Annotated in this window: 13 protein-coding genes and 1 pseudogene; 9 read left to right on the top strand and 5 right to left on the bottom strand. The window is 72.2% G+C overall.

Annotated features, from left to right (window positions below; translation table 11 throughout):
* Positions 1-165 precede the first annotated feature (165 nt).
* The 8 genes and pseudogenes from thrS to ABD126_RS38755 all read left to right on the top strand — a co-directional run bounded on the left by thrS (position 166) and on the right by ABD126_RS38755 (position 8031).
* Positions 166-2181, top strand: a complete 2016-nt coding sequence (gene thrS, locus ABD126_RS02270) for a threonine--tRNA ligase (protein WP_343931872.1) — start codon at positions 166-168, stop codon at positions 2179-2181.
* A complete protein-coding gene (locus ABD126_RS02265; protein ID WP_343931871.1) occupies positions 2178-2720 on the top strand; it encodes an HIT family protein in 543 nt (180 codons plus the stop codon). Before thrS ends, ABD126_RS02265 begins: the two co-directional genes overlap by 4 nt.
* A 156-nt stretch (positions 2721-2876) precedes the next feature.
* Complete coding sequence (locus tag ABD126_RS02260; protein WP_343931870.1) at positions 2877-3716, top strand: helix-turn-helix domain-containing protein; 840 nt, start codon at positions 2877-2879, stop codon at positions 3714-3716.
* Between the two features lie 679 nt (positions 3717-4395).
* Positions 4396-5004: a phosphatidylinositol phosphate synthase gene (pgsA, locus tag ABD126_RS02255; protein ID WP_343931869.1), complete on the top strand. Its 609-nt coding sequence runs from the start codon at positions 4396-4398 to the stop codon at positions 5002-5004.
* Entirely contained in the window at positions 5001-5933 is a 933-nt protein-coding gene (locus ABD126_RS02250; RefSeq protein WP_343931868.1) for a phosphatidylinositol mannoside acyltransferase, read from the top strand. The genes pgsA and ABD126_RS02250 overlap by 4 nt, the downstream gene beginning before the upstream one ends.
* Positions 5930-7048, top strand: coding sequence for a glycosyltransferase family 4 protein (locus ABD126_RS02245; RefSeq protein ID WP_343931867.1), 1119 nt, complete (start codon positions 5930-5932; stop codon positions 7046-7048). The genes ABD126_RS02250 and ABD126_RS02245 overlap by 4 nt, the downstream gene beginning before the upstream one ends.
* Positions 7049-7080: 32 nt before the next feature.
* Positions 7081-7548: pseudogene (locus ABD126_RS38760) on the top strand (exopolyphosphatase); the annotation flags it as partial.
* Between the two features lie 21 nt (positions 7549-7569).
* Positions 7570-8031, top strand: coding sequence for an NUDIX hydrolase (locus ABD126_RS38755; RefSeq protein ID WP_425542727.1), 462 nt, complete (start codon positions 7570-7572; stop codon positions 8029-8031).
* A gap of 358 nt (positions 8032-8389) precedes the next feature.
* Here ABD126_RS38755 and ABD126_RS02235 read toward each other — a convergent pair whose 3' ends face one another.
* The 5 genes from ABD126_RS02235 to ABD126_RS02215 all read right to left on the bottom strand — a co-directional run bounded on the left by ABD126_RS02235 (position 8390) and on the right by ABD126_RS02215 (position 11251).
* Positions 8390-8764 (bottom strand): PH domain-containing protein, encoded by a 375-nt coding sequence (locus tag ABD126_RS02235; protein WP_121219447.1) that lies wholly within the window; start codon positions 8762-8764, stop codon positions 8390-8392.
* Positions 8761-9297, bottom strand: a complete 537-nt coding sequence (locus ABD126_RS02230) for a DUF4240 domain-containing protein (protein ID WP_343931865.1) — start codon at positions 9295-9297, stop codon at positions 8761-8763. Before ABD126_RS02230 ends, ABD126_RS02235 begins: the two co-directional genes overlap by 4 nt.
* 38 nt (positions 9298-9335) lie before the next feature.
* Positions 9336-10310, bottom strand: a complete 975-nt coding sequence (locus ABD126_RS02225; protein ID WP_343931864.1) for an aldo/keto reductase — start codon at positions 10308-10310, stop codon at positions 9336-9338.
* A 61-nt stretch (positions 10311-10371) separates the two neighbouring features.
* Positions 10372-11037, bottom strand: coding sequence for a Clp protease N-terminal domain-containing protein (locus tag ABD126_RS02220; protein ID WP_343931863.1), 666 nt, complete (start codon positions 11035-11037; stop codon positions 10372-10374).
* Entirely contained in the window at positions 11024-11251 is a 228-nt protein-coding gene (locus ABD126_RS02215) for a helix-turn-helix domain-containing protein (protein ID WP_343931862.1), read from the bottom strand. Before ABD126_RS02215 ends, ABD126_RS02220 begins: the two co-directional genes overlap by 14 nt.
* A gap of 134 nt (positions 11252-11385) precedes the next feature.
* Here ABD126_RS02215 and ABD126_RS02210 point away from each other — a divergent pair, with 134 nt between their 5' ends.
* The gene (locus ABD126_RS02210; RefSeq protein ID WP_343931861.1) at positions 11386-11928 is read left to right on the top strand and encodes a hypothetical protein; all 543 of its coding nucleotides are present in this window, start codon (positions 11386-11388) and stop codon (positions 11926-11928) included.

Here is an 11928-nt window from a genome sequence, read left to right as displayed (position 1 = left end):
GACCGCCCGCGTCCACCGGCCGGCAGAGCGGGGTGCGGCCTGACGAGGGCTTGACCGCCGCCGGCGCGGCTTGACCCGGCCGGGAACCCATGTCCGGCGATAAGCGCTGGGTGAGCACCGATAGCATCTCGGGGAAAGGCACCACCAGCGACCCGAGGAGTCACCGTGTCCCAGTCGAGCCCCGCAGCCGCTCTCGCCCCACCGCGCGTGGTGGTGCCGGCCGGGACCACTGCGGGCACGGCCGTCCGGGAGGCCGGGCTGCCGGGCAAGGGGCCGGACGCGATCGTCGTGGTCCGCGACGCCGAGGGTCACCTGCGCGACCTGTCGTGGGCGCCGAGCGTGGACGTCGAGGTCGAGGCGGTGGCCGCGGACACCCCCGACGGCCGCGGCGTGATCCGGCACTCCGCCGCGCACGTGCTGGCCCAGGCCGTGCAGCAGCAGTTCCCCGAGGCCAAGCTGGGCATCGGCCCGCCGGTCAAGGACGGCTTCTACTACGACTTCCAGGTCGAGAAGCCGTTCACGCCCGAGGACCTCCAGGCGCTGGAAAAGCGCATGAAGCAGATCATCAAGGGCGCGCAGCGGTTCGACCGGCGCGTGGTCGAGTCCGTGGACGCGGCCAAGGCGGAGCTGGCCAGCGAGCCGTTCAAGCTCGAACTGGTCGACATCAAAAGCGATGTGGACACCGCCGAGGTCATGGAGGTCGGCGGCGGCGAGCTGACGATCTACGACAACCTCGACCCGCGCTCGGGCGAGCGCGTGTGGGGCGACCTGTGCCGCGGCCCGCACGTGCCGACGACCAAGCACATCCCGGCGTTCAAGCTCACCCGCGTGGCCGCGGCGTACTGGCGCGGCAACGAGAACAACCCGCAGCTGCAGCGCATCTACGGCACGGCGTGGGAGTCGCAGGAGGCGCTGGACGCCTACCTGGAGCTGCTGGCCGAGGCCGAGCGCCGCGACCACCGCAAGCTCGGCGTCGAGCTGGACCTGTTCAGCTTCCCCGACGAGCTGGGCTCGGGCCTGGCGGTGTTCCACCCCAAGGGCGGCATCATCCGCCGGGAGCTGGAGAACTACTCGCGCCGCCGGCACGAGGAGGCCGACTACGAGTTCGTGAACACGCCGCACATCAGCAAGAGCGGCCTGTTCCACACCTCCGGCCACCTGCCGTACTACGCGGACACGATGTTCCCGCCCATCGAGTTCGAGGGCGAGGACTACTACCTCAAGGCCATGAACTGCCCGATGCACAACCTGATCTTCAGGTCGCGCGGGCGGTCCTACCGCGAGCTGCCGCTGCGGCTGTTCGAGTTCGGCACGGTGTACCGGTACGAGAAGTCCGGTGTGGTGCACGGCCTGACCCGCGTGCGCGGCCTGACGATGGACGACTCGCACATCTACTGCACCAAGGAGCAGATGGGCGCGGAGCTGCGGTCGCTGCTCAAGTTCGTCCTCGACCTGCTCGCCGACTACGGCCTCACCGACTTCTACCTGGAACTGTCCACCCGGGACGACTCGCCGAAGTTCATCGGCGACCCGCAGGAGTGGGAGGACGCCACCGAGACGCTGCGGCAGGCGGCCGAGGACTCCGGGCTGGAACTGGTCCCGGACCCGGGCGGCGCGGCCTACTACGGGCCGAAGATCTCGGTTCAGGCCAAGGACGCCATCGGCCGGTCGTGGCAGATGTCCACCATCCAGCTGGACTTCAACCAGCCCAAGCGGTTCGAGCTGGAGTACACCGCGCCGGACGGGTCGCGGCAGCGGCCGATCATGATCCACCGGGCGCTGTTCGGGTCGATCGAGCGGTTCTTCGGCGTGCTGACCGAGCACTACGCGGGCGCGTTCCCGGCGTGGCTGGCCCCGGTGCAGGTGGTCGGCATCCCGATCGCCGACGAGCACGTGGAGCACCTGGAGCAGGTCGCGGCGGCTTTGAAGTCGCACGGCATCCGGGTCGAAGTGGACGCTTCCGACGACCGGATGCAGAAGAAGATCCGCAACCACACCACGCAGAAGGTCCCGTTCATGCTGCTGGCAGGCGGCAAGGACGTGGAGAACGGCGCGGTCTCGTTCCGGTTCCGCGACGGCACGCAGATCAACGGCGTGCCGGTGGCGCGGGCCGTCGAGACCATCGTGGACTGGGTGGCGCGGCGCGAGAACGCCTCGCCCACGGCGGAACTGGTCCAGTGACGCCGCGGTACGAGGAGCAGGACGGGGTCGGGGTCCACGACGCGTTGCAGCGGCTGTGGACCCCGCACCGCCTCTCGTACGTGCGCGGGGAGGGCAAGGCGGTCGGCGACGAGCCGGAGGGCTGCCCGTTCTGCCGGGTGGTCGAACTGGACGACGCCGACGGCCTGATCCTCGCGCGCGGCGAGCGGGTGTTCGCGGTGCTCAACCTGTACCCGTACAACCCGGGTCACCTGATGGTGCTGCCGTACCGGCACGTCCCGGACTACACGGACCTGACCGTGGAGGAGACGGCGGAGTTCGCGGCGTTCACGCAGCGGGCGATGCGGGTGATCCGGGCCGTGGCCTCGCCGCACGGGTTCAACATCGGCATGAACCAGGGCGTCGTGGCCGGGGCGGGGATCGCCGCGCACCTGCACCAGCACGTGGTGCCGAGGTGGGGCGGCGACGCGAACTTCATGCCGGTCATCGGGCAGACGAAGGTCCTGCCGCAGTTGCTGGGGGAAACCCGGCAGTTGTTGTCGGAAGCGTGGCATTCGTGACGATTCGCCGTCACTGGTAATCGCACGTGCAGGTGCATTGGCGCGTGCGAGGTGGCGTGAATCACGTCCTCTTGTGCCGGATGATCATCGTGTAACGGCCAGTATTCCCTGTGTGGCCGATCGTCACGGATCGCGTTCATCGATAACGTGCGTTTCATGACCGCACCTGAGCGTTCGCGGCTGGCCCGAGAACGGCTCTCGCGCGAGTTACGCAGGCTGCGCACGGAGGCCAAGATGACCGGCACGGCCACCGCGCGGGCGACCGGGATGAGCCAGTCCAAGCTGTCCAAGATCGAGAACGGCATGCTCCTCCCATCCGTGACCGACGTGGAGCGCCTGGTGGCCGAGCTGTCGGCGACCCGGGAGACCAGGCTCGAACTGGTCGAACTGGCTCGCCAACTGCACGCCGAGGCCGAAACCCGCCGAGTGGTCCTGCACCGCGGCGCCCACCGCCACCAGCAAACCGTGGCCCGCATCGAGGCCAGGGCCACGACCAGCCGCTTCTTCCAGAACGCCGGCGTCCCGGCGCTGTTGCAGAGCGAGAACTACCTGCGGGTGGTCCTGTCCGCGACGCCGGCGCACGAGCAGGAGACGGCCGTGGCGACCCTGCGCAGCCGCAGGGCGCGCATGGACGACCTGGGCAAGCGCTTCGTGTTCCTGCTGGCCGAGGCGGCGCTGCGGTGGCGGATGGGGTCGGCGGACCTGATGTGCGAGCAACTGGACCACCTGCGTGGCTTGATGCGACGGCCGAACGTCCAGCTGGGGGTCGTGCCGTGGACGGCCGACGTCAACCTGGTCGCCCTGCACGGGTTCCAGGTGTACGACGAGCGGGTGGTGACGTTGAGCGTGCTGACCGGGAACGCGACGATCACCGACCCGCACGACGTGCGCGAGTACTTGACCTTGTTCAACCGGCTGGAGCGGCTGGCCATGCGGGGGGAGCAGCTGGAGGACCTGCTGGACACGATCGCCACGGACCACCGGAAGCTGGGCTGACCTGCCGGGTGGCGGGTTGGCGCTGGCTCATTGGGGCTGGCTCGGCTGGGGTTGGTCGGGCTGGTCGGGCTGGTCGGGCTGGGCTGGTCGGGCTGGGCTGGCTCGGCGAGGGCTGGGCTCGGCTGGGCTGACCGGGCCGGGCGGGCGTCGCGGGTCGGGCGTCGCGCGGCTGTCTCGTGGGGCCGGGAGGGCGCGGCGGCGTCCGGGCGGTGCGTGGTCGGCACGGCACACAGCGCACAAGCCAGGGCGGCGCGACCGCCGCCTCGCGGCTCCGCCGCGCGCGACTTCGTCGCCGGAGTCCCGCCGAGGTGACTCGCGCCGCGCCCCCGACCGCCGGATCGCCCCGAACCACCGCCCCCGCGCCGCACTTCCCCACCTCGCCGCGCCCATCTGCCCCCGCCGCGCCTCGCCCCTCGCCGCGCCTCGCGCCCCGCCGCGCATGTCCGCGTCACCCTCCCGAGCTGCTTGCCTCCCGTCCCCACACCGGCTCGTCTCGCGGTTTTGTCGGTGGTCCGTGGGAGAATGGTGTCGGGGGCCGGAGGCCGCCCACCTCCCGTTCCGGGTGGGCGTGGGCGACACGACAGGGATCTTCCGGCCTACCGCGTCGGCTCGGGCTGAGCTGGGCCGTTAGGCTGCCTGGGACCCAGTCGTCCCCACCGGTAGGTGCAGTCGCCGCCCCATGCTGAACATCTTCGCCCGCGCGTCGGTCTCGCGCGTCACCGATCCGATCGGTGCGTGGCTGCTGCGCCGCGGCCTCACGCCGAACATCGTCACCGTGGCCGGGACCATCGGGTCCGTCGCCGCCTCGTTGTGGTTCATCCCGCGCGGGCAGTTGTTCGTCGGGGCCGCCGTGGTGACCGCGTTCGTCCTGTTCGACCTGATCGACGGCGCGATGGCGCGGGCCCAGGGCGGTGGGACGAAGTTCGGGGCCGTGTTGGACGCCAGTTGTGACCGGATCGCCGACGGGGCCCTGTTCGCCGCCGTCACCTGGTGGTGCTTCGGCGCGGACGAGCACGGGTTGGCGGCGGCGTCGATGGTGTCGTTGGTGGGGGCACAGGTCATCTCGTACGTGAAGGCGCGGGCGGAGGCGTCCGGGCTCGCCGCCGACGGCGGGGTCGCCGAACGGGCCGAGCGGTTCATCGTCGTGCTTGTCGGTGTCGGGCTGCACGGGCTGGGCGTGCCCTACGTCCTCCCCGTCGCGCTGTACCTGCTGGCCGCGCTCGTCGTGGTCACGGTGGTGCAGCGGGTGCTGGCCGTGTGGCGCGCCGCGAAGGAGCTGGGGACATGAAGGAGCGGCTGGCCGACCTCGGGTACGCGGCGGGGTGGCGGCTGGTGCGGCTGTTGCCGGAGCGGGTGGCGGTCGCGCTGTTCGACCGGGCCGCCGACTTCGCCGCCAAGCGCGACGGTGGCGGGGTCCGGCAGTTGCGCGCGAACCTGCGGCGGGTGGTGCCCCGGGCGGGCGAGGCCGAGTTGGACGAGCTGGTCCGGCTGAGCCTGCGCTCCTACGCCCGGTACTGGCGGGAGGCGTTCCGGCTGCCGTCGATGGACCTCAAGGCCGCGTTCGCCGAGTGCGACCGGACGATCAGCGGCGTCGAGAACCTCGACGCGGCGCTCAAGGCGGGCAACGGCGCGGTGGCCGCGCTGCCGCATTGCGGCAACTGGGACATGGCGGGCGTGTGGCTGGTCGGTCACACCGGAACGTTCACCACGGTCGCCGAACGGCTCAAGCCCGAGTCGCTCTACCAGCGGTTCATCCGGTTCCGCGAGTCGCTGGGCTTCGAGGTGCTGCCGTTGACCGGCGGCGAGCGCAACCCCGCGGTGGTGCTGTCCGAACGGCTGCGCGCGAACGGTGTCGTGTGCCTGCTCGCCGACCGGGACCTGACGGCGGGCGGCGTGCCGGTGACGTTCTTCGGTGAACGCACCCTGATGCCCGCCGGCCCGGCGCACCTGGCCGCGACGACCGGCGCGGCGCTGCTCCCGGTCGGTCTGTGGTTCACCGAGGACGGCTGGTCGTTCCGCATCCACCCACCGATCCGGGTCTCGGGCACCGGCGGCGTCGGCTCGGCCACGCAGCAGCTGGCCGACGTGTTCGCCGCCGACATCGCCGCGCACCCCACCGACTGGCACATGCTGCAGCAGCTGTGGCTCGCCGACCTGCCGGCGAGCCGGCAGAAGGCGCTGGAACGGGTGCTGGCCCGCAGGGAGGGCACCCGGTGAAGGTCGGCATCGTCTGCCCGTACTCCTTCGAGGTGCCCGGAGGGGTGCAGGCGCACGTGGTCGACCTGGCGCGCGCGCTGCGTTCCCTGGGCCACGAGGTCGAAGTGCTGGGGCCGGCGGACGACGACACGCCGGTGCCCGAGTTCGTGACCCCGGCCGGGCGGGCGGTGAGCATCCCCTACAACGGGTCGGTGGCGCGGCTGTCGTTCGGGCCGGTGTCCTTCGCGCGGGTCCGGCGGTGGATCGCCGAGCACGACTTCGACGTGCTGCACCTGCACGAACCGACCGCGCCGTCGCTGTCGATGCTGGCGCTGATGGTGGCGGACGGGCCGATCGTGGCCACCTTCCACACCTCGACGCCGCGGTCGAAGATGCTGTCCGCGTTCCAGGGCGTGCTGCAGCCGTTCCTGGAGAAGATCACCGCGCGGATCGCGGTGTCCGCGCTGGCCCGGCGCGTGCAGGTGGAGCACCTGGGCGGGGACGCGGTGGAGATCCCCAACGGCGTGGACGTCGGGTTCTTCGCCGACGCGACCCCGTTGGACGGGTACCCGCGGGCCGGCGGGACGGTCGGGTTCGTCGGCCGGTTCAGCGAGCCGCGCAAGGGCATGCCCGTGCTGCTGGAGGCGTTCCGGGCGTTGCCCGGGGACGTGCGGTTGCTCGTGGTGGGGCGCGGTGACGAGGACGAGTTCCGCAAGGCGGCCGGGCCGGAGGTGGCCGCGCGGACGGTGTTCCTGGGCATGGTGGACGACGAGACCAAGGCGCGGGCGCTGCGCAGCGTCGACGTGTACTGCGCGCCGAACACCGGTGGTGAGAGCTTCGGCATCATCCTGACCGAGGCGATGTCGGCCGGCGCGGCGGTGGTGGCCAGCGACCTGGACGCGTTCCGGCGGGTGCTCGACGACGGCAAGGCGGGCGTGCTGACGCCGGTGGGCGACTCGGCGGCGCTGGCGGCGGCGTTGGGCAAGCTGCTGGCGGACCCGCGGCGGCGGGCGGCCTACGTGGACGCCGCGCGGCAGCGGGTCATGACCTACGACTGGTCGGTGGTGGCGGCGCAGGTGTTGCGGGTGTACGAGAGCGCGATGGCGGCCGACCCGCGGCGGGTGGCTGAGGCGTGACGCGGAGTGGGTGAGGCGTGACCAGTTCGGGTGTGGCGCTGACGTTCCTGGTGCTGCTGGGCGTCGTGGTCCTGGTCGGGCCGTGGGTGCTGGGCACGGCGAACCGGCTGGACCGGCTGCACGTGCGGACCGACGCGGCGTGGGCGGCGTTGGACGCGGCCCTGGCTCGGCGGTCGGTGGTGACGCGGGCGGTCGCGGTGGTGTGCGGGACGCCCGAGCTGCGTGCGGCGGCGGATCGGGCGGAACGGGCCGGGCGCGCCGACCGCGAGACGGCCGAGAACGAGCTGAGCGCCCTGCTCGACGGGCTGGACCGGTCCGTGCTGGCGCCCGCGCTCGCGGCGGAGCTGGCCGACGCCGAGCAGCGGGTCGTCCTGGCGCGGCGCGTGCACAACGACGCCGTGCGGGACACGTTGGCGCTGCGGCGGTGGCGGTTGGTGCGCTGGCTGCGGCTGGCCGGCACCGCGCCGACGCCGTCGTACTTCGAGATCGCCGAACCGGACACCGACGCCCCGACGCCACGCGTGTCGGCCCGGGTGGTGCTGGCCGACCGCGAGGGCCGGGTACTGCTGTTCGAGGGCTTCGACCCGGCGCGGCCCGACGAGCTGTTCTGGTTCACCGTGGGGGGCGGCGTCGAGGCGGGCGAGGGGCTGCGGGACGCGGCCGTGCGCGAGGCCCACGAGGAGACCGGGCTGGTGGTGGCGCCGGACGCGCTGGTCGGGCCGGTGTGGAAGCGGCACGTCGCGTTCACGTTCGACGGGCTGAGCTTCGCGTCGGAGGAGTGGTTCTTCGTGCACCGGGTGGAGGGCGCGGAGGTCGACACCTCGCGGTTCCAGGAGCTGGAGCAGCAGACCATCCGCCGGCACCGGTGGTGGTCGGTGGACGAGCTGCGCGAGACCGGGGACACGGTGTACCCGGTGCAGCTGGCCGAAGTCCTGCCCGATGCCCTGGATGGCTGGGACGGCACCACCCGCTCCATCCGCTGAGCAGCCGCCCCGCATTCGCCGAGCAACCGCCCCGCATTCGCCGAGCAGCCGCTGGGCAGCCGCTGGGCCGGACCGGCCGGGATCGGGAGGCTGACCGCCGGTCCGGACTGGGTCGGTTCGCTGGGTCGGGAGGCTTGCTGGGTCGGGCCGCTCGCCGGGCCGGGTCGGGCCGCTCGCCGCCGGGCCGGGCCGCTCGCCGGGTCGGGGCGCTTGGTGCGTGTTCGGCTCGGTTGTCCCGGGACCGTGGGCTCCCCCGTCCCGCGCTCCTTGTTTACGGGACGCGCGAGTCGGTGTTTGGTGCCGAGATCGACATGTCGCACGATCGGGTGACGTGTCGGCAGCGGCGGGCTCGGGGGCGTCAGAGCACGAACGTGGCGATCATCTGGCCCAGCAGGCGCACGTCGGCGTGCCCGCGGAACTCCAGTCGGACCTTGCCCAGGCCGGAGAACCACAGGTCGAGTTCGGCGTCCATGTCGAAGGTGCCCGCCGTCTCGATCGAGAACGCCTGCACGCGGCTGTACGGCAGGGACGTGAAGTCCTTCTTCCGGCCCGTCATCCCCTGCACGTTCACCGCGATCACGCGCTTGTTGGTGAACACCACGAAGTCGCGCACCGTCTTGAAGCACGACACGATCTGCTCGCCCTGGATGAGGATCGGGGACACCTGGCCCGCGATGTCCTCCGGCTTGCACGGGGCGAGCTTGAACACGGACGCCTTCTCGAAGTCGATCACACCTCCGACGGTACCTCCGCTCGGGCCCACCCGGCCTGGTTCGCGCCGGATTCCCGGGAGATCCCCGACCCCGTCTCCGGGAATTCCCCGAACCGCTCCTCGTGCAAATGGGCGAAGAAGTAGCAGAAGTCCTCGGCCGAGGCGTCTTCCACCGCCAACCGCGGATCGCGCGCGACCGCCTCGTAGAACTCCCGCCCGAGCACCAGGATGAAACCGCGCGCGTAGAGGAACCCGTCGTCGGACCCGTCTGTGTGCTCGTGGACGTCCTCCCGGTCGATCTCGTACAACTTCCGCTCGCCCACGCGGTCGAGCGCGGTCAATTCCTCGCTCGTCAGGTCGGCGCACAGCTCTGTCAGCCGGTCGAGCACGCCCTCGACCTGCTCCTCCAGCACGGCGGCCTGGTCGAAGCCGTCGTCCTCCTCCGGGTCGCGCCGGACCAACGCGCGACGGGCGTGCGCGGCCTCGGCGCTCGCGCCGGCCCACGCCTGTTCCAACAGGGCCCAGAACCGGGCCTCTTCCTCAGCGGTGATCATGTCGAGGACGGTACCGAGGGGGTACGACAATTCCGCGCTCAGCGGTCGACGAAGCGCAGGCTCGTCCGGTCGTAGCGCTCGCCGGCGACCTGGTCGCCGACCTCGTCCAGCACCTTGAGGTCGTCCTCGGACAGGACCACGTCCAGCGCCCCCAGGTTCTCCTCCAGGTTGCGCCGGCGACGCGTTCCGGGGATCGGCACGACGTCCTGCCCGCGGTGCTGGACCCAGGCCAGGGCGAGTTGCCCGGCGGTGATGCCCTTCGCCGCGGCCAATTCCTCGACGACGGCCACCACGGCGAGGTTGTGCTCCAGGTTGCCGTCGGAGAAACGTGGCTGCGACCGCCGGACGTCGTTGTCCGCCAACCCCTCCACCGACCGGTACCGCCCGGTCAGGAAACCCCGTCCCAGCGGCGAGAACGGCACCAGGCCGATGCCCAGTTCGCGGCACACCGGCACGACCGGGTCCTCGATGTCCCTGGTCCACAACGACCACTCGCTCTGCAACGCCGAGATCGGGTGGACGGCGTGCGCGCGCCGGATCGTGGCCGCGCTCGCCTCCGACAACCCCAGGTGCCGCACCTTGCCCAGCCTGACCAGCTCGGACATCGCGCCGACGGTCTCCTCGACCGGCACGGACGGGTCGACGCGGTGCAGGTAGTACAGGTCGATGTGGTCCACCCCGAGCCGCCGCAACGAGTCCTCGCACGCCTTGCGCACGTGGAACGCGTCGCCGCGGATCACGGTCGGTTCGCCCAGGCGGTTGGCGAACCCGAACTTGGTGGCGATCACGGCCTGGTCGCGTCGCCCGGCGACGGCCCGCCCGATCAGCTCCTCGTTGTGCCCGGAGCCGTAGAAGTCGGCGGTGTCGAGCAGCGTGACGCCGAGGTCCAGGGCGCGGTGCAGGGTCGCGATCGACTGGGTGTCGTCGGAGGTCCCGTAGCCGTGGCTCATGCCCATGCAGCCCAGGCCTTGCGCGGAAACGGCGAGGTCGCCCAGGTGTCGGGTGGGGATCATGTCTGCCTCCTGTGTGTTCGGCCTTCCACACAGGACGCTACGAACTGGAGCGCGCTCAAGGTCAAGCGCGCTGGGTGGTGATGAAGGCGGCTATCGAGGAGGTTGCCGTGCGGCCCGTGGTGCGTTGGTAGCGGGTTACCAGGTCGCGGTGGCGGATGGCGCTGCCCAGGCGTCTTTCCAGGCGCAGCAACGGGTTTCGGCGTGGGGGTGGGAAGGTTCGGGCCAGGCGGTGGGCCAGTGCGAGGCGGTCGACCCGGGCGGTGTCGAGGACCCAGGCCACCCCGGGGTCGAGGGCGACCAGGACCAGGGCGAGGTGTTCGGGGCGGTGTCGGCGCTCGCGGCGGGCCAGCGCGAAGCGCAGGGAGGCTTCGTAGGCGGCTTGGGCGTCGAGGCCGAGGGGTGGGTCGAGCCGGGCGCAGCGTTGGCGGGCTCGGGCTGCGCCCAGCGGGAACAGCGGTTCCCCGACGGGTGGTTCGTCCAGGCGGATGCCGGCCGTGAGCTGGTCGAAGTCGATGCCCAGAGCGGCGAGGGCTGCGCGGTCCGCCGCCGCGCCGGCTCCCCGTGGCGCGGCTTCTCGGACGGCTTCGCGGATCGCGTCTTCGTGGCCGGTGAAGGAGGTGAGGGCCAGCAGGAGGTGTTCGCTGCCGGTGCGGGGGTGGCCCAGGTCGCGGGCGATCCTGAGGGCGCGGCCGACGACGCGGCCGAGTTCGGGGTCAGCGCGGAACATCGGGCTCACTCCGTCCGTGTTTGCGGTGCACGGTCTGCTTGGTGACGCCGAGGCGGGTGGCGATGTCGCGCCAGGACCAGCCGGCGCGGCGGGCGGCGGCGACGTGCGCGGCCTCCAGTTGCTCGACCAGGACCCGCAGGCGGGCGACGGCGCGCAACCCGGCGTCCGGGTCGGTGCCCTGCGCGGCCCGGCCGAGATCGGCGATGGTGGACATGTCGTCAACATATGCTGACGGCGGGCGGGCGTCAACACATGCTGACGACAGCTCTTTCACAGCCGGCGATCAGGGTCCGCTCAGGTGGGGGACGCACGCTGGTGGGGCAGACCCTTGAGCACAGGAGCCGAGCCATGCCAGACCAACGCCCCGAGGACACGCCGGACGCGGGCACGCGCCCCTTGCCCACTCCGCCGGCCGAGGGCTTCGCGCACACCGCCGAGGCCGAGCCGGCGCGCGGGGCGCAGGCCGCCGACACGGGGCCGCACACGCCCGCCGAGGCCGAGCCGCCCGACCGACCGGTGAGTGGGGCGCAGGCGGGGGCCGAGCCGCCGGCGGCAACCGCGGCGGAACAACCGCCGGCCGCACCCGAGCCGCAGCCCGCCGGCGCGCAGGCGGGGGCCGAGCCGCAAAACGGACCGGGAGGCGGGATTCCGCCGACCCACACGCCGCCCGGTCACCCGGGCTTCCCGCCGCCCCGCCGAAGCTCGGCCGTCGGCAGGTTCGCCCGGCACCGGGCCACCCAACTGGTCGCCGTCGGGCTGCTCGGCCTGGTCCTGGGCGGCGGGATCGTGTCCATGGTCGACCACGACCGCGGGCACGACCGGCGCGGTGGGGCGTTCGAGCGGCCCGGGCATTCCCGGATGGACGATCGGGGGCCCGCCCGGGAACGCTGA

Origin of the sequence: Saccharothrix mutabilis subsp. mutabilis, assembly GCF_039521145.1 — a bacterium.
Lineage (GTDB): Bacteria > Actinomycetota > Actinomycetes > Mycobacteriales > Pseudonocardiaceae > Actinosynnema > Actinosynnema mutabilis.
The sequence above is the reverse complement of the archived record's forward strand: the minus strand, read 5'-3'. Positions and strand labels throughout refer to the sequence as shown.